This window comes from Asaia sp. VD9, from assembly GCF_037150015.1.
GTDB lineage: Bacteria > Pseudomonadota > Alphaproteobacteria > Acetobacterales > Acetobacteraceae > Asaia.
On sequence record NZ_JBBCQM010000006.1, the window covers coordinates 91451 to 117194 of the forward strand.

At 60.9% G+C, this 25744-nt stretch carries 20 protein-coding genes; 11 read left to right on the plus strand and 9 right to left on the minus strand.

Annotated elements, in window-relative coordinates:
- Positions 1-41 precede the first annotated feature (41 nt).
- Positions 42-1685: a glycogen synthase GlgA gene (gene glgA, locus WFJ47_RS09390; RefSeq protein WP_336762544.1), complete on the minus strand. Its 1644-nt coding sequence runs from the start codon at positions 1683-1685 to the stop codon at positions 42-44.
- A 202-nt stretch (positions 1686-1887) separates the two neighbouring features.
- Between glgA and glgX the strand changes: the two genes are divergently transcribed.
- The gene (gene glgX / locus WFJ47_RS09395; RefSeq protein WP_336762546.1) at positions 1888-4020 is read left to right on the plus strand and encodes a glycogen debranching protein GlgX; all 2133 of its coding nucleotides are present in this window, start codon (positions 1888-1890) and stop codon (positions 4018-4020) included.
- Between the two features lie 45 nt (positions 4021-4065).
- Here glgX and WFJ47_RS09400 read toward each other — a convergent pair whose 3' ends face one another.
- Positions 4066-4515 (minus strand): Lrp/AsnC family transcriptional regulator, encoded by a 450-nt coding sequence (locus WFJ47_RS09400; protein WP_336762548.1) that lies wholly within the window; start codon positions 4513-4515, stop codon positions 4066-4068.
- Between the two features lie 117 nt (positions 4516-4632).
- Between WFJ47_RS09400 and WFJ47_RS09405 the strand changes: the two genes are divergently transcribed.
- Positions 4633-6090 carry an aminotransferase class V-fold PLP-dependent enzyme gene (locus WFJ47_RS09405; protein WP_336762550.1) on the plus strand — a complete coding sequence of 486 codons (1458 nt, stop codon included), beginning with the start codon at positions 4633-4635 and terminating at the stop codon, positions 6088-6090.
- Positions 6091-6138: 48 nt separating this feature from the next.
- On the opposite strand, the gene crcB is transcribed toward WFJ47_RS09405, so the two are convergent.
- Positions 6139-6573 carry a fluoride efflux transporter CrcB gene (crcB, locus tag WFJ47_RS09410; protein WP_127103223.1) on the minus strand — a complete coding sequence of 145 codons (435 nt, stop codon included), beginning with the start codon at positions 6571-6573 and terminating at the stop codon, positions 6139-6141.
- A gap of 78 nt (positions 6574-6651) precedes the next feature.
- Entirely contained in the window at positions 6652-8355 is a 1704-nt protein-coding gene (locus WFJ47_RS09415; protein WP_336762551.1) for a glycoside hydrolase family 32 protein, read from the minus strand.
- A gap of 581 nt (positions 8356-8936) precedes the next feature.
- Here WFJ47_RS09415 and WFJ47_RS09420 point away from each other — a divergent pair.
- The 7 genes from WFJ47_RS09420 to WFJ47_RS09450 all read left to right on the plus strand — a co-directional run bounded on the left by WFJ47_RS09420 (position 8937) and on the right by WFJ47_RS09450 (position 17939).
- Entirely contained in the window at positions 8937-11162 is a 2226-nt protein-coding gene (locus tag WFJ47_RS09420; protein WP_336762674.1) for a TonB-dependent receptor domain-containing protein, read from the plus strand.
- A gap of 273 nt (positions 11163-11435) precedes the next feature.
- Complete coding sequence (locus WFJ47_RS09425) at positions 11436-12473, plus strand: NAD(P)-dependent alcohol dehydrogenase (protein WP_336762553.1); 1038 nt, start codon at positions 11436-11438, stop codon at positions 12471-12473.
- 26 nt (positions 12474-12499) lie between these two features.
- Positions 12500-13498: an AraC family transcriptional regulator gene (locus WFJ47_RS09430; protein ID WP_336762555.1), complete on the plus strand. Its 999-nt coding sequence runs from the start codon at positions 12500-12502 to the stop codon at positions 13496-13498.
- Between the two features lie 7 nt (positions 13499-13505).
- Complete coding sequence (locus WFJ47_RS09435) at positions 13506-14276, plus strand: SDR family oxidoreductase (RefSeq protein ID WP_336762557.1); 771 nt, start codon at positions 13506-13508, stop codon at positions 14274-14276.
- 130 nt (positions 14277-14406) lie between these two features.
- A complete protein-coding gene (locus WFJ47_RS09440; protein ID WP_336762559.1) occupies positions 14407-15330 on the plus strand; it encodes an ABC transporter substrate-binding protein in 924 nt (307 codons plus the stop codon).
- 91 nt (positions 15331-15421) lie between these two features.
- Positions 15422-16996 carry a sugar ABC transporter ATP-binding protein gene (locus WFJ47_RS09445; protein ID WP_336762561.1) on the plus strand — a complete coding sequence of 525 codons (1575 nt, stop codon included), beginning with the start codon at positions 15422-15424 and terminating at the stop codon, positions 16994-16996.
- On the plus strand, positions 16989-17939 hold the full coding sequence (locus tag WFJ47_RS09450; RefSeq protein WP_264817531.1) for an ABC transporter permease: 951 nt from the start codon (positions 16989-16991) through the stop codon (positions 17937-17939). The genes WFJ47_RS09445 and WFJ47_RS09450 overlap by 8 nt, the downstream gene beginning before the upstream one ends.
- Positions 17940-17961: 22 nt before the next feature.
- On the opposite strand, the gene WFJ47_RS09455 is transcribed toward WFJ47_RS09450, so the two are convergent.
- A complete protein-coding gene (locus WFJ47_RS09455) occupies positions 17962-19230 on the minus strand; it encodes a GTP-binding protein (protein ID WP_336762565.1) in 1269 nt (422 codons plus the stop codon).
- 42 nt (positions 19231-19272) lie between these two features.
- Here WFJ47_RS09455 and WFJ47_RS09460 point away from each other — a divergent pair, with 42 nt between their 5' ends.
- Positions 19273-19971: a DUF1826 domain-containing protein gene (locus WFJ47_RS09460; protein ID WP_336762567.1), complete on the plus strand. Its 699-nt coding sequence runs from the start codon at positions 19273-19275 to the stop codon at positions 19969-19971.
- Positions 19958-20632 carry a hypothetical protein gene (locus WFJ47_RS09465; RefSeq protein WP_336762568.1) on the plus strand — a complete coding sequence of 225 codons (675 nt, stop codon included), beginning with the start codon at positions 19958-19960 and terminating at the stop codon, positions 20630-20632. Before WFJ47_RS09460 ends, WFJ47_RS09465 begins: the two co-directional genes overlap by 14 nt.
- 18 nt (positions 20633-20650) lie before the next feature.
- Here the strand turns inward: WFJ47_RS09465 and WFJ47_RS09470 are convergent, their stop codons facing one another.
- From WFJ47_RS09470 to WFJ47_RS09485, 4 genes are read right to left on the minus strand one after another with little or no spacing between them, the layout of a single operon-like run.
- A complete protein-coding gene (locus tag WFJ47_RS09470; protein WP_127103233.1) occupies positions 20651-22300 on the minus strand; it encodes a GMC family oxidoreductase in 1650 nt (549 codons plus the stop codon).
- Positions 22290-22955 (minus strand): gluconate 2-dehydrogenase subunit 3 family protein, encoded by a 666-nt coding sequence (locus WFJ47_RS09475; protein WP_336762570.1) that lies wholly within the window; start codon positions 22953-22955, stop codon positions 22290-22292. The genes WFJ47_RS09470 and WFJ47_RS09475 overlap by 11 nt, the downstream gene beginning before the upstream one ends.
- Positions 22948-23925 carry a hypothetical protein gene (locus WFJ47_RS09480; protein WP_336762572.1) on the minus strand — a complete coding sequence of 326 codons (978 nt, stop codon included), beginning with the start codon at positions 23923-23925 and terminating at the stop codon, positions 22948-22950. Before WFJ47_RS09480 ends, WFJ47_RS09475 begins: the two co-directional genes overlap by 8 nt.
- On the minus strand, positions 23926-25713 hold the full coding sequence (locus WFJ47_RS09485; RefSeq protein ID WP_336762676.1) for a thiamine pyrophosphate-requiring protein: 1788 nt from the start codon (positions 25711-25713) through the stop codon (positions 23926-23928).
- Positions 25714-25744: the final 31 nt, after the last annotated feature.

Sequence of the window (25744 nt, forward strand, 5' to 3'; positions counted from 1 at the left end):
AGCGTCTCGCCTCGAAAAAGTCTACGTCAGAAAACGGAGCGTCAGGCATTGGTGCCGAAGCGGGGCAGGTCCGTCCGGCCAAGCCCTGGGTTGCGGGGACGGCTTTGCGGCATTCTGGCCGTACGGGTGAACGAGGTATTCGGGCTCAGAGGCATGCCCATGTCGCTCAGGCGCGGGGCGATATCGCTGTCCCCTACGATGCGTACGGGCGCGCGGCCCGTCATCTCGAGCAGCAGCCGGGCGTAATGCGCGGCTTTGCCATGCCAGGATACGTCATGCAGAGACCCGTTTCGCTGCAGGCGTGCCCAGACAGATTTCTGTCTGAACAGCTTCTTGCCGTGCTTGATGGCGCGATACAGTGCATCTGCCTGCGTCGGGGAGAACAGGATGCCATTGGCCACGCCCTCCTCGATGGCTGCGGCATTTGCATCGACAATCGTGTCAGTCAGACCGCCCACGCGGGCGGCGATCGGCACGGACCCATAGCGCAGAGCATGAAGCTGGGTCAGGCCACAAGGCTCGAAGCGCGACGGAATAAGTGAGGCGTCCACCGCGGAATGCAGGCGGTGACCCAGCGTCTCATCATAGCGAAGATGACAGACAAGATTTCGAGGATAGGCAAGTTGCAGGGCGCGGAAGGACTGCATGATGTCGGCATCGCCCACGCCAACAACGGCGAGCTGGATATTGGCCTGGAAAAGGCGTGGGGCGATCTCGGCAAGGATATCGACGCCCTTCTGCCGGGTCAGACGGCTGACAATCCCGAGAAGCATGGCATTGGGGTCCTGGGGTAGGCCGAACTCTGCCTGAAAGACGCGTTTGTTGGCGCGACGACCGGCGATATCACCAATGGCATAAGGGAAGATCACGGCGGGGTCGGTCAGCGAATTCCAGTCATGCAGATCGATGCCGTTCAAGATGCCATGCAGGGCGCCGGCTCGGGCGCTCAGCAGGCCCTCAAGCCCCATACCGTTCTCTGCGGTCTGAATCTCTTCGGCATAGGTGGGTGACACGGTGATCAGGCGATCGGCGATCTGCAGCGCCGCTTTCATGTACCCGACCTTGCCATAGAATTCGACACCGTCGACGGCGAAAGCCCGCTCGGGCAGGCCGATGCGCGGCAGAAGTTCGCGCGGGAAAAGCCCCTGGAACGCCATGTTGTGAATCACATGAGCCACGGGCGGCGCGGGCAGTTCGTCATAGCGCAGATAGGCAGGAACGAGCCCGGCCTGCCAGTCATGGGTCATGACGGCATCAGGGCGCCAGTTGGGCAGGCAGCCCTGAGCAATGCAGGCTGCTACGCGCGAGAGCACGGCAAAACGGATGTCATTGTCCGGCCAGTCGCGGCCGTCGGGGCCGAGATAGGGGCCGCCGGGCCGATCGAAAAGCTCCGGCACATCGACAGCATAAAGATGATGGCCATGCGCCGTCCCCTCCCATACCGTGGCGCGATACCCCAGCATGTCATGAAACACATAGGCCTCGGTCTTCTGGACCAGGGCGCTCATGACCGCGCGATAGCCGGGCAGAATCGTTCGGGTCCGTACGCCGTGATGACGCAACGCGACGGGCAGCGAGGCTGCCACGTCCCCGAGTCCTCCGGTCTTCACGAAGGGGAACATCTCTGCCGAAACGGAAAGGAGCTGCAGATCTGTCGGAATCGCAACGATCTGGTCTGTCGGCATGGCGAGCCTCATCTTTAGGCATTTGCGGAAGAATTCGCAGGAAAAACGTATGTTAATACTTGTGGAACGCGGGGGAGCTAAAATCGTTATCCGCTCGCGTTTATGTTATCAACTCTAATCCATCCCGGAGCGTTAGGCCTCACGTTGTCCCGGCTCGATCTGTGAAAAGCCTGGCGCAACGGGTCAGGATGGAAAGAAAATCATGAGTGATTCCTTTGCAAAACGCCTGAAGGAAGGGAGCCCCGCCGAACGCGGTGCCGTTTATGACGGCAAGGGCGTGAACTTCGCCGTGTTCTCGGCCAATGCCGAGGCGGTGGATGTCTGTCTGTTCGACCAGAATGGCGAGCGCGAGACGGACCGGATCAGGCTCCCGGAATATACGGATCAGGTTTTTCACGGCTGGATCCCGGATCTGCGTCCCGGCCAGCTTTACGGGCTGCGCGTCCATGGACCTTACGAGCCTGATGAAGGACATCGCTTCAATCCCAACAAGCTGCTTCTCGATCCCTATGCTCGCGAGCATTTCGGAGAGATCGAATGGAATCCGGCCCTGTTCGGTTACCAGCTCGGCCATGCCGACAAGGATCTGAGCTTCGATGAGCGCGACAGTGCACGGTACATCCCCAAATGCGTGATCACTGATCCGGCGGCCCAGCATCTGCGCCCGCTCGGAACGCGTTGGTCCGACACGGTGGTGTATGAGACCCATGTCCGAGGCTACACGCTCAACCATCCGCGTGTTCCGCGTCGCCTGCGCGGGACCTATGCCGGTCTGGCCAATCGCCATGTGATCGAGCATCTGAAATCGGTCGGGGTCACGGCTATCGAGTTGCTGCCGATTCAGAGCTTCGTAGCGGACGAATATCTGGTCGATAAGGGGCTTACGAACTACTGGGGCTACAACACCATCGGCTTCTTTGCGCCTGACACCCGCTATGCCGCCGATCAGGACGATGCGATCTCGGAGGTCCGACGCATGATCGCGGCCTATCATGAGGCCGGGATCGAAGTGATCATGGACGTTGTCTATAATCACACAGCAGAAGGCAACGAACTCGGCCCGACCCTGTCATTCAAGGGGTTGGACAACGCATCCTATTATCGCCTGATGCCGGACAATAAGAGATTCTACATAAACGATACGGGAACAGGTAATACCTTCAATCTCACCAAGCTTGCTCCAATACAGTTCGTTGTCGATAGTTTACGTTACTGGGCAAATGAGATCGGCGTTGACGGATTCCGCTTCGATCTCGGAACAATTCTGGCCCGTGAACTTGATGGCTTCGACAGTGAGTCCGGGTTCCTGCGCATCTGCCGTCAGGATCCAACGCTGACTCATCTGAAGATGATCGCCGAGCCCTGGGATGTCGGTCCGGGCGGGTATCAGGTGGGGCATTTCCCACCGGGCTGGGCGGAATGGAATGACAAGTTCCGCGATACAGTGCGTGATTTCTGGCGCGGCGAGGCCAAGGCCGATGTTTTGGCACCGCGTCTGCTCGGCAGTCCGGACATGTTCAACCATTCCGGTCGTCAGGCCTGGGCAAGCGTCAACTTCATCACGGCCCATGACGGATTCACCCTGCTCGATTGTGTGTCCTATAATGAGAAACACAATGAGGCGAATGGCGAAGACGGCAAGGATGGGACCTCGGATAACCGCTCCTATAATTATGGCGCGGAAGGGCCCACCGAAGACGCCGAGATCAATGCCATACGCTGGCGGCAGTGCCGTAACATGCTGGCGACCCTGATCTTTTCCCAAGGCACACCTATGATCCTTGCGGGGGATGAGTTCGGGCGCACGCAAGGGGGCAACAACAACGCCTATTGTCAGAATAACGACATCTCCTGGGTCAATTGGAGCATTTCCGAGGAGGGCGCGCGCCTTTCCAAATTTACCTCACGCCTGCTCGAATTGCGTCGTCGCTTTCCCATTCTGCGTCGTTCACGCTTCCTGACCGAGGCGTATAACCCCGATCTCGATGTGAAGGAGCTTACCTGGGTCAGCGCGTCGGGAAGCGAGATGCACCAGGATGAGTGGTCACTGGCGCAATGTTTCGGGCTGATGCTCGATGGCCGTGCGCAGATGAGTGGCATCATGCGGCGCGGTGGCGATGCAACGCTTCTGATCATCCTCAATAGCTGGCACGATGTCGTCGAGTTCGCCCTGCCCAAGGCGGAAGGCGAGGACTGGAAGCTCCTGCTCGATACGAACCGCCCGGATGACGGTGCCGCTCTGGAGGATGAGCATTTTGCCCAGGAGCAGATCTATACGGTCACGGGTCGATCCGTGCTCTTGTTCGAGCTGATCACGAAGCCTGAGGGCGGCTGAACCTGACGAAGGCAGGCGGTGCCCCGATAGTCGCCTGCCTCTTCATCAGACGGGCATGTCCCGGTTATTGGCGATGGCCTCCATCGAGAGATAGGAGGTCACCGTATCCAGTTCGACCTTGCTGATAAGGGTCTGGTAGATGCCATCAAAGGCATTCATGTCCTTGGCCACAATCTTGAGCATGTAATCGTAATCCCCGGCCAGGCGGTGGAAATCGACGATATGGGGGATGGAGAGCACAGCCTCCCGAAACTGGCTGAGCCAGTCACGGGAATGGAAGCGCGTACGCACCATCACGAATACCGTGACCCCGAGCCCGACAGCCTCTTGCGAGAGGCGTATCGTCTCGCCCTCGATCACCCCGGCAGCGCGCAGGGCATGGAGCCGACGCCAGCAGGCATTTTGCGAAAGCCCGACCTTCTCGGCCAGATCACGTTGCGAGAGCGCGGCATTCTGTTGGAGGGCGCGCAGGAGTGCCTTATCAATATGATCCATGAAAACCACAAAAACAGATCATTTGATAGAAAGATAGCGCTAATCGCGGTGTAGATAGGGAAGGTTTTCCCGGTTTAATCGCTCTATCGTGGCTTATCCCCTTCAGGAGCTGCCCCGATGTTCGACCCCGATACCTGTCTCGATGAATTTGCCCGCTCGCTCGGTGGCGCCGGCGGTATCGAGGCGCTGCGCAAAGGGGTGATTGGTGAGGGGGTGGCGGTCCCGGGACCCTTTGGTGATCATCCATTGGTTTATGCCGATTATGTGGCGTCCGGACGCGCTCTGCTCCAGGTCGAGAACTTCATGCTGACCCAGGTGCTGCCCTATTACGCCAACAGCCACACCCAGGCATCCTATTGCGGGCGTATGATGACGCGCCTGCGCGCCTCGGCCCGCGCCCAGATCGCCCGGCTGTGCAAGGCTCCCGCAGGATATAGCGTTGTCTTCACCGGATCGGGCGCTACGGCGGGGATCAATCGTCTCGTCAGCCTCATGGGCGTCGCCCAGAGCGTGGCGGAGGGACGCACCCCGCTCGTGATCATCGGCCCTTACGAGCATCATTCCAATATTCTGCCCTGGCGCGAAAGCGGCGCCGAGATCATCGAGATCGCGGAAGGTCCGCTGGGCGGTCCCGATCTGGCGATGCTGGAAACCGTGCTTTCCGAGGCAGGTGCAGACAGGCTGATCGTCGGGGCTTTTTCAGCCGCATCGAATGTCACGGGAATCCTCACCGATGTGGATGCGGTCACGCGCCTTCTGAATGCCCACGGCGCGCGCTCGGTGTGGGACTATGCCGGGGGTGGCCCGTATCTGGTGATCGATATGGCAGCGGGCACACCTGCCCAGAAGGATGCGGTCGTGATCTCGTCCCACAAGTTCATCGGCGGGCCTGGTGCTTCTGGGGTTATGATCGTGCGTGATGAGGCCGTGGCGATCGCGCGTCCCAGCCTGCCAGGCGGTGGTACGGTCCGCTTCGTCTCGCCCTGGGGGCATGATTACTCCGACCGCGTGAGCGACCGTGAGGAGGCGGGGACGCCCAATGTCGTGGGCGATATCCGTGCCGCCCTCGCGTTCCTCGTGAAGGAGGCGATCGGGCAGGATGTCATGGATGCACGTCATGCGGCTCTGCGCGAGCGCGCCTATGCGGCCTGGAGCAACGTGCCGGAAATCGACCTGATCGGCGCATCCCCCGCGATACCCGCTCTCCCCATTTTCTCCATGCGTATCAAGGATTCCCAGCGCGGCGGGCACATCCACCAGCAGCTTTTCACCAGGCTTTTGTCGGACTGCTACGGCATCCAGGCGCGTGGCGGCTGTGCTTGCGCCGGACCTTATGCCCACCGATTGCTTTCCATCGACGCCCCGGCTTCGGATATTCTGCGGCGCGCAATCCTCTCCGGGCATGAAATCGACAAGCCGGGCTGGACCCGGCTTAATTTCAGCGTGTTGATGAGTGATGAGAAGGTTGATCGCGTGATCGATGCGGTCGCCACTCTGGCACGTCAGCCCTACCCGATGGCGGATTTCTATCGCTGCGATGAGCAGACGGCGCGCTTCGAGGCGCTTTCCGCCTGAGCCCTTGTGCCAAAGGGAGGGCGCCGGCCTGCAGGCTAGGCTTTCGCCTCAGGCGTCTTCTTCGGTCTCGTTCTGCGCGATCTGAAAGGCGCCGGCATTGAGCTTGGATGCGGCGAGATGTCCAAGCGATACGGCGCCAACGCAGAGCACGGCTGAAAGCAGGATATTGGCCAGTGCACGTCCCAGCGCGTCGGCGCGCAGCAGGTCCAGGGTCTGGAGGCTGAAGGACGAGAAAGTCGTATAGCCGCCACAGATACCAACCATCACGAACAGGCGCATGTTTTCCGAAACCGGAAAGCGGCCATGGGCGAGCGTCAGCGTGCCGAAAAAGCCGATCACGAAGGACCCTAGCGTGTTGATGGCGAGGATCGTCCCCCAAGGCATGGCGCGGCTATAAGGGGCTGTCGCAACCGACATCAGGTAGCGGCCAAGCGTGCCGATAGCGCCGCCGAGCATGACGAGTAGACAGGTGGTGAAAGACATCGGGTCAGGATACTCCGGTCAGGGGCGTCTGTAGGGCCTTACCACAGGCCGTAGGCTCTGTTCAGGCCTGCAACAGGCTCAAAGTGCGGTCTGACGCGGCATCACTTTCTTCAGGCGGTAGAGCCCCAGCGTCTCGATGCTTGCTCCGGTCCCCGTCGCCTCCAGCTTCAGGAAAGTCAGAGGATTGGCCGGAAAGAGAAGGGCGGTCCCGACAGAGAGGCCGCCATTGGCGAAAACCTCGAGCGTACAGGCATCGAGTACGAGCCTGATATCGAAATGCCGGTCGTCGGGATTGAGAGGGGTCGAGAACTGTCCGGTGAAGAAAGGCTGCTTGAAGCCATTCAGATCAGCCCGGTCAATCCAGAGTTGACCGCTGAAGGCATCGAAGCCGATGGTCAGGCTCTCTCCCATGTCATTGCCGAATACGATCACGAAGCGCCCGGTGCGTCCTTTGTCACCCAGGGGGAGATTGGGGGGCATCTGATCGACCGTCGCGCTCAGGGTCAACTCGAGCGCGACACCCAGCGGCAGTTGGACAGACGCGCTCGCCCCGGCGGCCAGTCTCCTGCAGGTAAAGGAAACCGGGGCCTCGCGCAGGGTTTCGAGCCCGCGCGGCGCTTGGGCAAGGCGCAGCCACCCTGAGGAGTCATGTCGGAGCGTCATGAGGCGCGGCAGGGTCATGCAGCCGCGCCAGCTCTGTGTCGGGAGTTCCTGACAATATTGCCAATTGCCCAGCCAGGCGATGGAGACAGCCTGAGTGCCCGGCATGTTCTCATAGACCTGAAGGGCATAGGCGTCCTTTGCAAAATCGGTCAGGCCAATCACTGTATCGTCCGGGGTGAAATGGCTGCCATCGAAGCTGCCCACGAAATATTGGGTGATGCTGCCGCCGGTTGGACCGCCCGGATTGACCGAGATGAACAGCACCCAGCGCGACCCACCACCCTCGACCGGGATCTCGATCAGGTTCGGGCATTCGTAATCGACCCCGAACAGACCCGATGGGCCGAAATCGCTCAGATGCACCCAGTGCTGCAAGTCGATCGAGGCGTAGAACGCGATCTGGTGCAGCCGTGCCTTGGCTACCACCATGACCCATTGCCCCGTGGGGATATGGAAGAAAACCTTGGGGTCACGAAAGGAATTGCTCCCGATATCCAGCACCGGGTTATGCGGAATATCCCTGAAGCTCTGGCCGTCATCCTCACTGACGGCGAGAAACTGCGTCTGTTTTTTCGGGGTCGCTCGCGTATAGAGCGCGACGAGTCCGCTCTTGCCCTCGGGGAACAGGCCCGAACTGTTGCGCACATCCAGTACGGCGCATCCCGTGAACGCCTCTCCGTCCTTCGTCTCGTTCAGCGCGATTGGCTGATCCTGCCACACGAGCAGATCCGGGCTTGTGGCATGGCCCCAATGCACATGGCCAGCATAGGGAGAAAACGGATCGAACTGATAATAGAGGTGGAAAACGCCGTTATCAAAAATGAGCCCGTTCGGGTCGTTCATGAAGCCGCTCTCGGGCGAGAAATGAACGGTAGGGCGATAAAAAGCATCGCTTTGCGTGCGGATGACCGGATGGGCCGTAGCTCCCGGCTGGTCAGCCGGTGAGGGGTGAGATGCGTTGGGCTCGGCCTTGCGTTCTCCTTCAGGTGCTTTGGGGGCTGCTACAGGGCCGGGGGCGCCCTGCGCCAGCGTGGCTCCCATCAATCCACCTCCGGTTGCAGCGAGAGAGAGAAGCGCCTTGCGACGGCTCAGTCCTGACAGGACGGTGCATTCGGTCATGGGAGTCCTCTGGTCGGATACGGCAGGCGGTCGGCGTAGAGCCTTGAGCATAGGCTAGAGCGACCGTGACACCAAACCCTGTAGGGGCTGTCGGGCAATACGGGAGCCAGCCCTGACCTGACCTGACCTGACCGATAACGATATGTAACGAATCTTGCGTCAATAGTTTGATACACATATCGTTATCGAAATGATAAGGCCGCCGGCTTGGATCGTTTGACCTCATCTGCGGAAGGAACCTCATCATGCTTCGTGCAAAAAGGGAGGGGCGTTGCGCGGTGTCACTCTTCGGGCTGGTCCGTGTCACTTTCCGGCCGAGAACGACCATGACCGGATTAGGGTTGGCTGGTCTGACAGTGACGGGCCTAACGGTTATCGGGCTGGCACCCAACGGGGTGGAGGTAAGCGGACTGGCGTTTGCGTCCGAGGCCCCCGCCCCAGTCCCACACATAACGGTGACACGGCGACATCGGGCCGGGCGGCCAGGGCCGATGCGTCAACAGGGTCCTCTTGGCGTGAGGCGGCATTCGGGCACGACCACACGAAGCGGCCGTTCCCAAATCGTGGATTCACCCGAGTCAATGGTGATTTCGGCGCATCGTATTGCCTCGCACGGGGCGACAGAAATGGTGACGCGACAGACCATGGATCATTTCACAGCCGGGACAAGCCCGATGCAGATTCTGGCCCTGACGACACCGGGGGCCAATTTCGCCTCTGACGATGCGTTCGGGCTCGATACGCTGGCAAACACGCTTTATATCCGCGGCTTCAACCAGTCTCAGCTCGGCGTCTCCATGGACGGTATCCCAATGGGTGGGCAGGGCTTCCATAACTGGAACGGGCTGGGCGTAGACCAGATGGCGATCCAGGAAAACATCAGTTCCATGACGCTCACACAGGGGGCCGGAGCGGTGGAAATGCCCTCAGCCCAGACGCTGGGCGGCGCGATGACCTTCACGACCGACGACCCGCAGGACAAGGCAGGAGGCCGTATCAGCCAGACATTCGGCAGTTTCGACCTGTTTCGAACCTTCGCTCGTGCCGATAGCGGTATTCTCAATTCGACGGGAACGAAGTTCTACGCTTCCTATGCCCGCACGGCACAGGATCTGTGGAAAGGCTTTGGCGACCAGCAGGAGCACCAGGCCAATTTCAAGCTGGTACAGCCCGTGGGCAGCCATGGAAAGATCACCGCGATCTTCAATTATTCGAATTTCGACCAGTATAATTTTATGAGCCTCACCAAGAATATGTGGCGATTGCTTGGGCGTAACACAACTTATCTCAAGCCCGATTACGCCAAGGCGAAGGAATACGCCTATTATGCGCAAAATGGTGGCATCCCACCGGGCCTGCCTGCCGGGATCACCAATGACGAGGTCGGCGATTTCGCCTATGACGGAACGCAGGAGCAGCGGAATTATCTCTCGGCCCTGCGTGGAGATTTCGACCTTGCCTCGAATGTCACCTCCCATAGCGTGGCTTACGGTCATATCTCCAATGGCGTCTATCAGGGGACCAATCCGTTCCTGATCTCGCCTTCCTCGGGCACATTGATGGCCGATGAGGCAGGGCATCCCGATGTGCGCCGTCTCGGCCTGACGCAGAGTTTCGATATCAAGTTGCGTCGTCATACGATCCAGACCGGGTTGTGGTACGAAAATGACCGCTTCAATTACCCGATGCGCCTTTACGAGGATAGCGCAGATGCAGCCCATAATTCGAAAAGCGACTACTATGCCTATCAGGCAACGACCTGGTTTGCCGATTCCTTTAATACCAACACGTTCCAGTTCTATATTCAGGATGTCTGGCACCTGATGCGGGACATGACCCTCACAGGCGGGTTCAAATCGCTCACGCAAACCACCCATGGCGGGACGAGCTTCGATCAGACTGCTGCGCTGGCGGAAAGCTGGGGCACATATTACAGTCATCCGGCCTCAGGTAGTCTGACGGCCTCCAACGCCTTCCTGCCGCATTTCAACTGGGACTGGCATTTCGGCGGCCATCACGAACTGTACTGGGACATCGCCGAGAACATGCGCGCCTATGATTTCGGCACGCAATCGGGATCGGGCAATCCCTGGGGCGGGCTCGGTTCGTCGAGCAATTCGGCGCAGTCTGTTTTCGATGCCAGCAAGGCCACGCTCAAGCCCGAGCGAACCTGGAATTATGTGGTGGGGTATCGCTTCAATTCCGAATTTTTCAGCGGAAGTGCCGATTTCTATCACACTGATTATATCAATCGTCTTGCCGCAATTACCAGCGGGCCAACCAATAACATCTATGCGGCCTTTCTGAATGTCGGGCACGAAACCATGAATGGCGCAGACGTTCTGGGAGCCATCAGGCCAGTCAAAGGTCTGGAAATCACCAATAGTTTCAGCTGGAATAATGCGACCTACGAGGATTCCGCGCTTCCCTATAACGGTACGACCATCAGCATCAAGGGGAAGCATCAGGTCTATTACCCGAAGTTCATGTACAAGGCCAATCTAACCTATACATGGCATCATGCGAGTTTCAATTTCAATACGACCTACACAAGCCGCCGGGCCATGACCTATACCAATGACGAATACATCCCGTCATATTGGACTTCCAACCTGAACGTGAGTTATGATTTCGGCAGGATCCTGTTCGCCCATGAAATGAAACTGTCTTTCGGCGTCACCAATCTGTTCAACAGTGATTATATCGGTGGCGTCTATGGGGCGGCCTCGGTTTCGGGAGATGATAACGCCAATCTTTTCGTCGCTGCGCCCCGGGAGTTTTTCGGAACCATCGCCGCTCAATTCTGAGGCGTCGAGCCTCGACCAGGCCCGGAACATCCGCCCTCACCCTTCGGGGCCTGGGCGGAAGCCAGAATGGTACGAGCGTGGAGGGGAAGCATCGCTGATCGGGGAGAGCGCTCATACAGCATGCCCCGATCACGGAGTGGTGTTCTCAACACGCAAGAAATCATCAGTTTTTGTTAAGAACCGATCTATTTGATGAGATAGCCTCGTTATATCTAACAGATCTGTCACGTTCCCGCATTCTGGGATTGTGGCGGCCTTGGGAGGAATGACGAGATGGCGCAGGCACTGGTTCTGGAAGAGCGTGGCAAACTGTCCCTGCGGGAGATCGCGCTGGATGACACGCTCGGACCTGATGATGTGCGTATCGCTATCCATACCGTCGGCATCTGCGGCAGCGATGTGCATTACTATACCCATGGCGCGATCGGCCCCTTTGTGGTGCGCGAGCCCATGGTGCTGGGGCATGAGGCGTCAGGGGTGATCACGGCCATTGGCGAGCACGTGACGACGCTGAAAATCGGCGATCGCGTCTGCATGGAGCCCGGGATCCCCGACCCGCTCTCTCGCGCTGCGCGTCTCGGGCACTACAATATCGATCCGGCTGTACGCTTCTGGGCGACGCCACCCGTGCATGGCTGCCTGACGCCATCTGTGGTGCATCCTGCCGCCTATACGTTCAGATTGCCCGAGAATGTGAGCTTCGCCGAAGGGGCCATGGTCGAGCCACTGGCTGTGGGCGTCCATGCCTGCGTCAAGGCGAAGATCCAGCCGGGGGATATCTGTCTCGTCACCGGGGCTGGGCCTATCGGCATCATGACGGCGCTCTCCGCCCTGGCTTCCGGCGCGAGCCAGGTCTTTATCAGCGATTTTTCTGCCCCCAAACTCGCGATAGCCGGGCGCTATGCCAATATCGTGCCGATCAATCTGGCGGAGACGAAGCCTGCGGAGCGTATCGCCGCCCAATGCGGTGAGGGCTGGGGCGTGGATGTCACCTTCGAGGCAAGCGGGTTCGAAAGCGCTTATCGGGACGCGCTGGACTGCACACGCCCCGGGGGGCGTCTGGTTCTGGTCGGTATGCCGCCCGGGAAAATCGCCTTCGATATCGTCGCTGCGCAAGCCAAGGAACTGAGCATCGAGACGATCTTTCGCTATGCCCATGTCTATGATCGCGCCATCGCGCTCATTGCCTCGGGGAGCATCGACCTCAAGCCTCTCATTTCTGGCAGCTTCCCGCTGAGCGAGGGTATCGCGGCCTTCGAGCGCGCGGCGGAAGGGCGGCCGGAAGACGTCAAACTCCAGATCACGCTCTGACTCCCTGCACAGACGAGGCACGTCTCATGTCGTTTCTCAATGGCATCCCTACCGCTCACACCCCCTCGGGTCAGAATGGTCGAGGCGCGCAGAACCCGGCTATTCTCGAGCTGATACCGGAGCAGAAGACCGGCAGCTTCCGCTGGCACCAGCATGATTATCCGGCAGCTATTGCCTGCTGGAATTACCATCCGGAATATGAGCTGCATCTGATCACGCAGGGGGCAGGCCGGGCGATGATTGGCGACCATATCGGCCCGTTTGCGGTGGGTCAGCTTGTACTCATCGGGCCGGACCTGCCCCATGCGTGGTTCAGCCCCCTTTCCGAGGGGGAGGTTCTCCGGGGGCGTGATGTGGTGCTCCAGTTCAGTCAGGGCTGGATCGAGGGATTGATCGCGCTTTGCCCGGAGTTGTCCGGGCTGACGCGCATGCTGGCTGAGTCGGTCCACGGACTCGAATTTACAGGGGGGCAGGCTCTGGCCCATGCCGAGGCGCTTGTTGCGCTCGGAGCGCAAAGCCCCGGGCAGAAACTCGCCTCCTGCGTCTCCCTGCTGTCCGCGCTGTCGCAATCGCCCTGGCGGCGTCTTTCCACTGGGCGCGATCGCAGTTTGCCGGGGGGAGCCGGGGTTTCCGGCGCGGCGCGCATCAACCGCCTGGTGCGTCAGCTCCTGACGACCGATCCCGCCACGATCCGGCATGAGACAATCGCCTCCTCCATCGGCATGACGCCCTCGGGATTCTCGCGCCAGTTCCGCGCGGTGACAGGGGAGACGTTCATGAGCTTCGTGCAGAAGCTGCGTATCGGCCATGCCTGCCATCTGCTCGCCACGACCCCCATGGCGGTGACCGATATCTGTCGTGAAGCAGGGTTCAGCAATCTCTCGAATTTCAATCGCGTGTTCCTGAGTTTGCGTGGCTGCACGCCGCGTCAGTTCCGCCAGCAATCGCACCAGATCACCGCGCCTCACTTCATGGTGCGTCCCCGTACCCTTGGCGCTTCAGAGCGTCGCCTGCAGGAGGCATGAGCCTGTCATGACCGATCTCTCCACCCGTTTCTCGCTTCAAGGCAAGATTGCCGTCGTCACCGGGGCCTCGCGCGGGCTTGGCGTCACCATCTGCGAGACGCTGAGCGCCGCAGGGGCCGATATCGTCGCCATTGCGCGCGATGAAGCGCTTCTCGACGAGACGCGCGCCCTCGTCACCGCGCAGGGCCGGACCTGCCTCGCCATTGCCGCCGATCTGCTCGATGCCCGAGCCGCAGAGCAGGCTGCCGCACGTATACGCAGCGCAATCGGCACGCCGACGATCCTCGTCAATAATGCGGGGATGAGCATACCGAAATCGCTCACCGAGCAGAGTGTTGAGGAATGGGATTCCATCCTCAATCTCAACCTGCGGGTGCCCTGGCTCATGGCGCGGGCGCTGGTGCCGGGCATGATCGATGCCGGGGGCGGCAAGATCATCAATATCAGCTCCATGGCCAGCAGCGTGGCGCTGACCGATCACGGCCCCTATGTGGCCTCCAAGGCCGGTCTGAACGGCCTGACCAAGGTGATGACCGCCGAATGGGCGCCGCATAACATCCAGTCCAATGCCGTCTGCCCCACTGTGGTCTGGACGCCCATGGGCGAGCGTGTTTGGGGTGTGGGTGACAAGCTTCAGCGCTTTCTCGAGAAAATTCCCGCAGGTCGCGTCGCCACGCCTCAGGAAGTGGCCGACCTGGTGCTCTATCTCGCTACCCCTGCCTCGGGGATGATCAACGGGCAGGAGATCTTCGTTGATGGCGGCTATACCGCCATCTGACCCGGCTCAACCGGGCGCTCCGACCGGTTGAGCCGGGTCGGGACGTCGCATCATCAGAGCCCATGCCCGCATGACGGGGCATGGAAAACTGCACCGGGCAGGGAATGCCCTATTTCGATACGAGCTCAAAATGAACAAGTTTCTCAAGACGCTTCTCGCCACGACCCTCATCGCCGGGTCTGCGCTCTCTCTGGCCTCCGGCAAGGCTTGCGCCGCCGAGCCGCTCAAGATCGGCGTGTCCTTTCAAGAGATGAACAACCCCTATTTCGTGACCATGAAGGACGCGCTGCAGGATGCGGCCAAATCCATCGGGGCTACGCTAATCGTCAGCGATGCCCATCATGACGTGTCCAAGCAGGTCAGCGATATCGAGGATATGGTGCAGCAGGGCGTGCAGATTGTCCTCATCAATCCGACAGATTCAGCGGGTGTCGCGTCCATCGTGAAGACCGTGCACGACAAGAATATCCCCATCGTCTCGGTCGATGCCCAGGCCAATGGCCCCATCGATGCCTTTGTGGGATCGAAGAATTACGATGCCGGGTTCAAGGCTTGCACCTATCTGGGCCAGACCATCACCAAGGGCGATGTCGGTATCATAGACGGTATTCCCGTGGTGCCGATCCTGGAGCGTGTGAAGGGATGCAAGGCGGCTCTGGCAAAATTCCCGGGCATCAAGATCGTGAGCACGCAAAACGGCAAGCAGGAGCGCGATCAGGCCCTGACGGTGGCCGAGAACATGCTGCAGGCCAATCCCGACATGAAGGGCATTTTCAGCGTCAACGATAACGGCTCGCTGGGCGTGTTGTCGGCCATCGATTCAAGCGGGCATGACGTCAAGCTCGTGAGCGTGGATGGTGCGCCCGAGGCGATCAAGGCCATTGCCAAGCCGGGCTCGCATTTTATCGGCACGGCCGCGCAATTCCCGCGCCAGCAGATCCGCCTCGCTCTGGCCATGGCGCTGGCGAAATACTGGGGCGCAGTGCCGCCCGCCACCGTACCGGTGGATGTGGAGTTGGTCGACGCCAAGGGGGCAAAGACCTTCAGCTGGTGAGCATGAAGCGGGGCTAAGCCCCCCTTTTTCTCAGATCCTGAACACCCATTCCTGAACACGTATTCCGGGGCGGCAAGGCATCATGACAGAAATGCAGTCTTCTTCTGCCCTGCCGCTCCTGAAGCTGCAGGGCATCACCAAGAGCTTTCCTGGCGTCAAAGCGCTCAAGGGCGTCTCCCTCGAACTTATGCGCGGTGAGATCCATGCGCTTCTGGGTGAAAACGGTGCCGGGAAATCGACCATCATCAAGATCATCGGCGGTATCCAGCGCCAGGATGAGGGCGAGATGCGGCTCAATGGCGAAACATGCCATTTCACGAGCTATCGCGACGCCATCGCACGGGGCATCGGCATCGTGTTCCAGGAATTCAGCCTGGTGCCCGATCTCGACGCGGTCGATAATATCTTTCTGGGGCGCGAAAGGCGCAATGCGCTCGGGCTGAGCCGCCGCACGGCCATGGCGCGTCAGGCGGCTAGCCTTTTCGAGCGCATTGGTGTGCAGATTGACCTGAGCGTCCCGGTCGGGCGGCTGAGCGTTGCCGAGCAGCAATTCGTGGAGATTGCCAAGGCGCTCTCGCTTGATGTGCGTATCCTGATCCTGGACGAGCCGACAGCGCCTCTGACGCCCAATGAGGCGGCGCTGCTTTTTCGTGTCATGAGGCAGCTACGCGATGAAGGCATCGGGATCATTTTCGTCTCGCATCATCTCGAGGAGATCTTCGAGATCTGCGACCGCATCACCATTCTACGCGACGGGGCGAATGTCGGCCTGACCCCGGTCGCATCCTGCACCATGGATCATCTGGTCGAGATGATGGTCGGGCGGCGTATCGAAAACAGTTTCCCGCCCAAGGCCGATACGGCCGAGCGCAGCGTGTTGCTGACGGCACGACATCTGCGGAGCCGAAGCGATGCCGCCATGAGCGATTTCGATCTGCACGCGGGCGAAATTCTCGGTTTTGCAGGGCTGGTGGGCTCGGGCCGGACGGAGACCGCTCTTGCCCTGATAGGGGCGCTTCCCTGTCCAGGCAAGAGCGTCACCATGCATGGGCGTGACGTCACCTTGTCCGATCCGGCAGCGGCGCTGAAGGCAGGGATCGGGCTTCTGCCCGAAAACCGCAAGACGGAAGGGCTGATCCTGCCATTCAGTATCCGCGACAATATTTCGATCAATAATCTTGCCCAGTATACGCGGCGCACAGGGCTGATCGACCGGCGCAAGGAGCGTGAGAAAACCGCCTCTCTCATGCGCGCCCTGCAGGTCAAGGCTCCGGATGACGAGACGGCAACCGTCACACTCAGCGGCGGCAACCAGCAAAAGGTGGTCATTGCGCGCTGGCTCAATCGTCGTTGCCCGATCCTGATCTTCGATGAACCGACGCGTGGGATCGATGTCGGGGCCAAAGCGGAAATCTATCGTCTGATGCGGGACCTGACCGGGGAGGGCTATGCGATCATCATGATCTCGTCAGAGCTGCCCGAAATCGTCGGGATGTGTGACCGCGTCGCTGTTTTTTATCGTGGCGCCATCTCGACCATTCTCGAAGGAGACGCGCTTAACGCCGAGGAGATCATGCGTCATGCCACATCAAGCGGTACGAAACCCGTCGGACCGGGATATGCCCTTCATCACCCCACCGGGCCAGGAGCGCCGCTCCATGCGTGACTCCCTCATGGCGCTGTCACGGCGCTCGACTGCGTTTCTGCCGGCCATGGGGCTCATCGTGGTTGTCATCGGCATGATGTTTCTCAACAGCCGATTCCTGTCGCTGGGCAATCTGGAGAATATCGGTCGCCAGGTCTCGATCAACGCCATCATTTCGGTTGGCATGACATTCGCGATCCTGACCGGCGGCATCGATCTCTCAGTCGGCGCCACCATGGCGCTCACCGGCACGCTGACCGCCGGGCTGCTCGCCAGCGGTGTGTCGGGCGTCGTGGCCATCGTGGCGGGGATCGGGGCGGGCATGGTGTTCGGTCTCGGCAACGGGCTGTGCATTGCCGGTCTGCGTATGCCCCCGATTATCGTGACACTCGCCTCGATGAGCATCGCGCGCGGGCTGGGGCTGATCTACACCAATGGCTACCCGGTGACCGGCCTGCCCGACTGGTTCGGCTTTCTGGGGCGTGGCACCATTCTAGGGGTACAGACCCCTATCGTGATCATGGCGCTCACCTTCGTGGTGGCCTATGTGATGCTCGAGAAAATGCCGATCGGGCGGTATATCTTCGCCATTGGCGGCAATGAGGACGCCGTGCGCCTTTCGGGTATCGATGCGCGTCGCTACAAGGTCATCGTGTATCTTGTAAGCGGGGTGACAGCCGCGATTGCCGGTATCCTGCTCAGCTCGCGTCTCATGAGTGGCCAGCCCAATGCCGGTATGGGGTTCGAGCTCGATGCCATCGCCGCCGTGGTACTGGGCGGGACGGCGATTTCCGGCGGGCGCGGATCGATCATCGGCACATTGATCGGTGCCCTGCTTCTGGGCGTGCTCAATAACGGGCTCAATCTGATGAATATCTCGCCCTACGTGCAGAATGTCATCAAGGGCGCGATCATCCTGCTCGCCATTTTCATCAGTCGTCAGACCCGTCCCGGCGCACGCTAGACGCGGGGAGGATGGTTTACGTCTATCCCCATGCGGGGAAAGGATCGGGCAGACCGGTATGGGCGCTGGGATCGGACTCGCTATCTGTGCCCGGTGCCACCAGGCAGCTATCGAGGCGCAGACGTAGGGCCGCCTCGTTCAGCCCGGCGCCGATAAAGACGAGTTCCTGTCTGCGATCGCCATAGGTCTCGTCCCAATAGCCGTTGAGCGTGTCGCGCCACGCGGCATCCTCGGGCCAATCCTCCCGCGGGATGCTCGCCCACCAGCGCCCCGCCGCCTGATTGCGGGACAGCGCGCCTGCAATACTCAGTTCTCCTACCCAGTCCGACCGTGACGCCAGCCAGAAATACCCCTTGGCACGCACAAGGCCGGGCCATGATTCCTCGATGAAACGGGCGAAGGCGAGGGGCTCGAACGGGCGTCGCGCCCTGTAGACAAAGCTTCTGACGCCATATTCTTCTGTCTCTGGCGTATGGCTCTGCGGGTGGTAGAGTTCCTGTGCCCAGCGGGCATGGCGATGGGCGCGATTAAAGTCGAAGAGACCGGTATTGAGCAATCGCGCCGGATCAACGCGGCTCTCCGTCGTCTCGATCAGCACAGCGTCAGCGTTCAGGGCGCGGATGATGCGTCTTGCCGTCTGTTTCTGGCTTTCGGTCGCGGCATCGATCTTGTTGAGAAGGATCACGTCGGCAAACTCGATCTGATCGGTCAGCAGATCGACGAGGGCGCGGCCATCCTCCTCCCCGGCTGTTTCCCCCCGGTCACGCAGGAAATCGGTGGAGGAAAAATCAGCCAGCAGATTGGCGGCATCGACCAGAGTCACCATGGTGTCGAGGCGCGCGACATCGCTCAGACTGCGCCCGTCCTCGTCGCGAAATTCGAAGGTCGCAGCGATGGGAAGCGGCTCTGCAATGCCCGTGGATTCGATCAGCAGGTAATCGAAACTCTGCATGGCCGCGAGGCGACCGATCTCGGTGAGCAGATCGTCGCGCAAGGTGCAGCAGATACAGCCATTGGTCATCTCGACCAGCGTTTCCTGCGTCTGGCTCAACGCCCCGCCCCCGGACCGGATCAGGGCGGCATCGATATTCACCTCGCTCATGTCATTGACGATCACCGCAATACGCAGCCCGTCGCGGTTGTTCAGCAGGTGATTCATGAGCGTGGTTTTGCCCGCCCCCAGAAACCTGGACAGGATGGTCACGGGAAGGCGGGGATCACCTCGACCTGTGTTGTTCGGCAGCACTACAGGAGCGGACCCATCGACTATGGGGGGCAGGGGAGAGGACATCTTGATCTCGGCTCTAAAAATGTTATGTTATAACATAACGCAATGAGAGTTCCGACCGTGATCAAGTCCTGCCCGACCCGTCGCATTCTGGCCTTTCGCAGGCAGCCCCTCGATATCACCCTGCCTGTTGGCGATATGACAATCCTGCCGCTCGGGTTGACGCCAGTCGTCCGCAGCGAGGCGCAGCTCTACCTTTCACAACGCCCAAGCCTGCTCGTCCTGAGGGGGGATCTCGCCGCTCTCGCTGCGGGGATACATGCCTGTCTGGGCGCGCAAACCCCGGCTCTGGCTGAGGATGTCCTGTCTCTCGCGCGGCTTTATGCCGATATCACCCGCCGCGATGTGCTGCGTATCCGGCTCGAGCAGGTGGTGACGGATAGCTGCCGCAAGTTCCACGTGGATCATCTCGCGCTTCGGCTGTTGCGCAGCTATGTCGGCCCCGGAGTCCAATGGACACGCGATGGCGGTGAGAAGGTGCATGACACGCCCCCCGAGGCGCTGGTCATTCTGGCGGGCACCGCACATCCGGAATGGTCTGAGCTTTGTACAGTACGTCACCGCTCGCCGCCCTTGAGCGCGGCGCAAAGACGCGCAGGCGGACGGCTCCTGCTGACGATAGACGAAACCGATCTCGGACCGGACGATCTTGGTACGGAAGACGGCACAGGAAACCCGCTTTCGCCCGAGCAGAGAGCCCTGTGGGATCTGGCCAATTGGGGGGATGGGCGTGTTCGCCATTGAAAGCTGGCCGGATCATGAGGGCGTCGGGCTGAATGGTCACGCCGCCGGGCTGACGCCCATGGGGGCGACGCTTACCGCTGAGAGAGCGCACGGCCGCGATGCCAAACCGGACCGTCTCTTTAGCGAGCGCGCGAACGGCCCCCATGTGCGTGCCGGCGGGCTGGAAGATACGCTCGCCCATCTGCCGCGGCAGGATCTGGATATGGTCATCTGGGCGCGTACCCCGCCCGGAAGCTGGGCCGACGCCATGCGGTGTTTCTCGTCCCCCGGACCAACGCTGCGGCTGAAGGGCACGATAGAGACCGTGTCGCAGGCCATACGGGACCTGCCTCAGGCGCGCGCCTATCCGGATTTTCTTCTGGAAGATGTCGTGCAATCCGCATCTCTGACCGCCGCACTCTCAGGGTCCAACCGGCTCAGTCTGAGCCTTGCCTGTGGTAACGAGGTCGGCATACCGGAACCGGGAGGGCGCATGTCCTTGCTCTGCGCCTATGGCCATGACGCTGTCGGCTGGGAGTCCGGCCCGGCGTTGAGCGGGGGGCAGAGCACCAGCTTTGCGCCTTTCAGCCTCGCTTTCATTCCCGGGAGGGAGGAAGCGCGCCTGCGTCTGTCGGTGGACCATCCGCGATGCGGCCCCGTGCTCTTTCTGCGTGTCGAGTAGAGGCACGGGGGCATAGGGTCAGAGGGTGATCTTGCCCTGGCGATGGAGCGTCTGGATACGATCCGCCGTGCGGAGCGCGATAGCGGTAATGGTCAGGGAGGGGTTCACCCCGCCCGTTGTGGGGAAGATCGAGCCGTCGCAGATCCAGAGATTGGGCACGTCCCAGCTTCGGCAATCGGCATTGACGACCGAGTTCTCCGCCGAGAACCCCATGCGTGCCGTCCCGGCCAGATGGTTGGTGTCGTTTTCCTGACGCCAGATATCCTGCGCCCCAACGAGTTCGAGCGACCGCTGCATCTCGCCCAGCGCATGCTGGATCATCGTCTTGTCATTATCCTGCCAGCCATAGGTAATACGCGTGATGGGCAGGCCGTACTGGTCTTTTTCCTCGGCCAGGGTGACGCGGTTCTCCATGCTGGGTAGCATTTCCCCGACCATCTTGAGGCCGACCTGATGGTTGTAATCCATCATCTTCTGACGCAGTGCTTCGCCCCACAGCCCGCGCGAGGAGGACACCGCAGCCGACCATTCGAGTGGCAGCGGTCCCTGGGCCATCCAGCAATACCCGCCGAAGAAATCCTTCTTATCTTCATAATTCCAGTGCTCGGTAATGGTGAGCGAGGGCGGTCCCTTGTTCCAGCGCACCATCTCCTTCATCCGGCCATAGACGGCCTGATTGGACTGCACCATGAGATTGCGCCCCAGATAGCCCGAGCGATTACCCAGCCCGTCGGGAAAGCGGTCTGTGGCTGAATTCAGCAGCAGGCGGGGTGTCTCGATGGCATAACCCGCCACGATGACCTGCTTCGCACGCTGGAAGTGCCACTGCCCCTCGCGATGGTAATGCACCCCTGTCGCCAGCCCCTCGGCATTGGTTTCGATGCGCCCCACCATGGCGAGATCGCGTATCTCGGCCCCCGCTTTCAGTGCGCGGGGGATATAGGTCACGAGTTGGCTCTGCTTGGCATTGGTCGAGCATCCCACGCGGCAGAAACCGCGATAGACGCAGGAAGGGGAATCCCCCCTCGGTGCCGAGACTGTGGCGAGCGGGGTTTCGGACCATTGATACCCCATGGCTTCGGCACCGCGCGCCAGCCATTCCGCAGCTCCGCCGATTTCATGCGCCCGATAAGGATAGCGGGGGCGTTTGGGTCCCCAGGGGTAGGAAATCGGCCCTGCTATGGCGAGATCGCGCTCGGCTTTGTCGTAGTAGCGCCACATTTCGCGCCAATCGAGCGGCCAGTCCACGGCATAGCCGAGCTTGGTGCGCGACTGAAACCATTCGGGCCTAAAGCGCAGCGAAACCATGGCGAAATGCACGGTCGAGCCCCCAACCGCCTTGCCGCTGTTATTGCTGCCCATCTTGATAGGGTTGGCGCCGTCGATCAGCCGTTCGTCGGTCCAGTAGAGCTGGCTTTGGCTGGTTTCGTCCGAGGCGAAATCCTCGAGCGGCCTGAAATAGGCTCCGGCATCGAACCCGATCACCGAATAGCCCATCTCGGCCAGACGGGCGATCAGCGGGCCGCCACCCGCGCCGGTCCCGATGACGACAAAATCAACAGCCTCGTTCTGGCTGTACTCGCGCATAGGCACCCAGGCACCCTTGCGAAACACATCGGGGGCACGGCCATTCAGCGCGCGAGGCGTGTGCAAGGGATCATCGAACATTGCGGTTTTCCTTGCGCGTCTTCTCAACCGTTTCCGGTGTGGCCTCTATCGCTTCCCATGGGTCGCGCCGGTCATTCTGCATACGCACATACCCACGCGGGCTGGCAGGACCGCCAAAGCCGATCTCGCTCCAGGCGGTAGGATGGGCGTAATAGGCGCCAAGAATATCGGTTAGCACATGACCATTGAAGAAAAGCTGCATCTGCTCGGCGCTCCACCCCGCATGGCCGAGCCTGCCCGCACCGGCCTCGATCATCAGGGCTTCCTGCCCGGAGGGCGTGAGGGCATGGAAGCTCTGATCGTGGCGCGCCATCGCTTCAGCCTCGAAAACGGCGAGGCCATTCTTCCAGGTCTCGCGCTGCGGAGGCAGGGCGGCATCACGAAAGCCGGGGCGTGTATCGCTGAGCAGTCTCTGGTCCACATAGGCGGCGAGCGGCACAGGCGGACGATAGGTCGGTTGCGGCATGACCCGATCACACAGCGCGCTCAATGTGCGCCATTCCAGCGCATTCAGAAATCGTGCCTCACGCGGCACCGCGAGACGCGCGTCGATCACGCGCCGCGTGGCGTCGTTCCAGGAGGGGGTGAGGCGCTTGTCGAGCACGTCATAGCCCGGATAACGCTCATCGAGGGGGTTTGGAAGGGTGTCAGACATCGCTGTCATCCTCCATCAGGTCGAGCGCTGCCAGACCGGCCAGCGCCAGACCCGTAAAGGCGGGGGGTGCGGGGATGGGCGGCCCGTTGAGCAGGTTCTGCTGGATATTGCGCCAGCCATCCATGTCACGGCCTATGCCGATGGCATGAAAGACCGTGCCCGACACGCCCATGATGGCGGTAGCACGCAGCCACCAGCGGGTCAGGCGCCGGTCTGTATGGGCTGCGCCCAGTGAGGCATTGGTGAGCGCCGCCGCCGCGGCGGGTGGCATGGTCACCGGGAGTGCCATGAAGGGATCGTGAAAGCTGCCGCGAAAATGGAGCAACCCGGCTTCCGCAGTCGTGCCGACCATGCCCGCGCCTGAAACAGCTCCGATCACGCGCCCGGCAGGCAGGCCAAAGAGGCGTGGCGTCTGCCCAATGGGCGTATCGCGTACGCGTTCTGAAAAGAAGCCGAGCAGCCCAGAGAGCCCGATTGCCATGGGCGCCCCCAGAGGCGCGCCATAGAACAGGTTCTGCCAGATAAATCGCCCCGGCTTCTGCGCCACGTTCCATACGTGAAAGCCCGTGCCGATCAGCCCCACGACACCGGTCAGCAGGTAGACACCGTCGCGCATTCTGTGTGCAGCCGGGCTCTTGTCGAACGTGCCATGGGCCGAGACCGCAAGTGCCAGAGCCGAGGTGACGATGGGGGTGTACATCGCACGGTTTTCGAAATCGCCCCGATAATGTTCGACCGCAGAGTCGAACAGGACACTGGCGGCCAGAGTCCCGGCTGACCTGTTGAGACGTCGTGCAGCGAGTGTCGCTTTTTCGGGGGAGGGGGGTGGCTCGCTGGCGCGTGGCAGCGTGGCGGGGTGTCGTGCCATGCGGCCGCCGCGTGTTGCGGCGGCAAAACAGGCTGCGGTGAGCGCGCCGGTCAGGCCAAGAGCCCAACCGGCCGCGCCACGCGGACCTTTATACCGCGCCACTCAGGATTTCTTCGTGGGTAGGAAGGTCGCCAGCATTTCCTTGGCGGAGCCACGGATCACGTCAAGCAGTTCGGGCTCGGTGGGCAGGGAAGTGAGGAAGGCCTTGGCTTGTTGCAGGGTGATATGCGGAGGGAGCGGGGGGACATCCGGATCGGTGCGGGCTTCGAGAATGACCGGGCGATCCGCGCTCAGCGCCTCGTCCCAAGCACCGGCGATCTGATCGGGGTGATCCACAAGAATGCCCTTGAGCTCCAGAAGCTCGGCATATTTGTGATAGGGGAAATCCGGAATGGACTGGGTGGCCGTCGTCTTGCCCTCACCGAGCTGGACGCGTTCCTCCCACGTGACCTGATTGAGGTCCCGGTTATTGAGCACCAGAACGATCAGGCGCGGGTTTTCCCACTGCTTCCAGTATTTGGAAATCGTGATCATCACGTTCAGGCCGTTCATCTGCATCGCCCCATCGCCCATACAGGCGATGACGGTGCGTTCCGGAAAGGCCATCTTGGCGGCAACGGCATAGGGCGTGCCTGCCCCAAGCGAGGCCAGACCGCCGGAAAGAGATGCTTTCATGCCGCGACGGATTTTCAGGTCACGGGCAAACCAGTTGGCAACCGAGCCGGAATCGGCGGTGATGATGGCGTTTTCGGGCAGACGCGGTGACATTTCCCAGAAGACACGCTGCGGATTGATCGGATTGGCATCGGTCATGGCGCGTGCTTCGAGCACCTTCCACCACGTGGCGACTTCCTTCTCGATCTTCTCGCGCCAGCTACGTTCGGTCTTGCGCTGGAGAAGCGGGATCAGCGCACGCAACGTGGCAACGCTATCGCCCTGCAGGCAGACTTCCATAGGGTAGCGCAGAGACAGATTCGATGGGTTGATATCGATCTGCACGCCACGTGCCTGGCCCGGATCGGGCAGGAATTCGCTATAGGGATAGGCCGATCCGACCATCAGGAAGGTGTCGCATTCCTTCATCAGATCCCAGGACGGTTTGGTGCCAAGAAGCCCGAGCGACCCCGTGACATAGGGGAGTTCGTCCGGGACGGCGGCCTTGCCGAGCAGCGCCTTGGCGATGCCCGCACCAAGCAGCTCCGCAATCTCGATCAGTTCGTCCGTGGCTTCGAGCGCACCGGCCCCAGCGAGAATGGCGACTTTCTTGCCTGAGTTGAGGAGAGCGGCAGCGTCCTGCAGCCCCCGCATGTCGGGCACCTTGGACGTAACGGTCTCGCCAATGCCGGTATGGGTATAGCCGTGGGCGACAGGGCCGTCCTTGTAGGGGAGTTCCTGCAGGTCATTGGGCACGATCACGATAGTGGGTGCCCGTTTGTCACGGGCGATGCGCACGGCGCGATCGATCGCATGGCGCATCTGCGACGGTTCGGTGACGGTCACGATATATTCCGAGCCGACATCCTTGCAGAGCGACTGGAGATCGACTTCCTGCTGGTAATTCGACCCCATGCAGGTGCGGGCCTGCTGGCCCATGATCGCGACTACGCCCACGTGATCGAGCTTGGCGTCATAGAGCCCGTTCAGCAGATGGATAGCGCCGGGGCCGGAGGTGGCGAAACACAACCCGACCTGACCCGTGAATTTCGCATGGGCTGAGGCCATGAAGGCGGCCATTTCCTCGTGGCGTACCTGAACATATTCCACACGCCCCGCGTCGATCTCGCGCTGCAGCGCTACATCGATGCCACCAGCGCCGTCACCAGGATATCCATAGGCGCGCTTGAGGCCCCATTCCTGGAGGCGTTTCCACATGAATTCACTGACATTCATGGACATGGCATCGATGCTCCGGCGTTTGGCT

Excerpts from the sequence above, each read along its gene's own strand:
- WFJ47_RS09445 (WP_336762561.1), top strand. The coding sequence starts at position 15,422 with ATGCAGTCTTCTTCTGCCCTGCCGCTCCTGAAGCTGCAGGGCATCACC.
- WFJ47_RS09400 (WP_336762548.1), bottom strand. The coding sequence starts at position 4,515 with ATGGATCATATTGATAAGGCACTCCTGCGCGCCCTCCAACAGAATGCC.
- WFJ47_RS09405 (WP_336762550.1), top strand. The coding sequence starts at position 4,633 with ATGTTCGACCCCGATACCTGTCTCGATGAATTTGCCCGCTCGCTCGGT.
- WFJ47_RS09425 (WP_336762553.1), top strand. The coding sequence starts at position 11,436 with ATGGCGCAGGCACTGGTTCTGGAAGAGCGTGGCAAACTGTCCCTGCGG.
- WFJ47_RS09485 (WP_336762676.1), bottom strand. The coding sequence starts at position 25,713 with ATGAATGTCAGTGAATTCATGTGGAAACGCCTCCAGGAATGGGGCCTC.
- WFJ47_RS09420 (WP_336762674.1), top strand. The coding sequence starts at position 8,937 with ATGGTGATTTCGGCGCATCGTATTGCCTCGCACGGGGCGACAGAAATG.
- WFJ47_RS09440 (WP_336762559.1), top strand. The coding sequence starts at position 14,407 with ATGAACAAGTTTCTCAAGACGCTTCTCGCCACGACCCTCATCGCCGGG.
- WFJ47_RS09455 (WP_336762565.1), bottom strand. The coding sequence starts at position 19,230 with ATGTCCTCTCCCCTGCCCCCCATAGTCGATGGGTCCGCTCCTGTAGTG.
- WFJ47_RS09475 (WP_336762570.1), bottom strand. The coding sequence starts at position 22,955 with ATGTCTGACACCCTTCCAAACCCCCTCGATGAGCGTTATCCGGGCTAT.
- crcB (WP_127103223.1), bottom strand. The coding sequence starts at position 6,573 with ATGTCTTTCACCACCTGTCTACTCGTCATGCTCGGCGGCGCTATCGGC.
- WFJ47_RS09430 (WP_336762555.1), top strand. The coding sequence starts at position 12,500 with ATGTCGTTTCTCAATGGCATCCCTACCGCTCACACCCCCTCGGGTCAG.
- WFJ47_RS09435 (WP_336762557.1), top strand. The coding sequence starts at position 13,506 with ATGACCGATCTCTCCACCCGTTTCTCGCTTCAAGGCAAGATTGCCGTC.
- WFJ47_RS09450 (WP_264817531.1), top strand. The coding sequence starts at position 16,989 with ATGCGTGACTCCCTCATGGCGCTGTCACGGCGCTCGACTGCGTTTCTG.
- WFJ47_RS09415 (WP_336762551.1), bottom strand. The coding sequence starts at position 8,355 with ATGACCGAATGCACCGTCCTGTCAGGACTGAGCCGTCGCAAGGCGCTT.
- WFJ47_RS09470 (WP_127103233.1), bottom strand. The coding sequence starts at position 22,300 with ATGTTCGATGATCCCTTGCACACGCCTCGCGCGCTGAATGGCCGTGCC.
- glgA (WP_336762544.1), bottom strand. The coding sequence starts at position 1,685 with ATGCCGACAGACCAGATCGTTGCGATTCCGACAGATCTGCAGCTCCTT.
- WFJ47_RS09460 (WP_336762567.1), top strand. The coding sequence starts at position 19,273 with ATGAGAGTTCCGACCGTGATCAAGTCCTGCCCGACCCGTCGCATTCTG.
- glgX (WP_336762546.1), top strand. The coding sequence starts at position 1,888 with ATGAGTGATTCCTTTGCAAAACGCCTGAAGGAAGGGAGCCCCGCCGAA.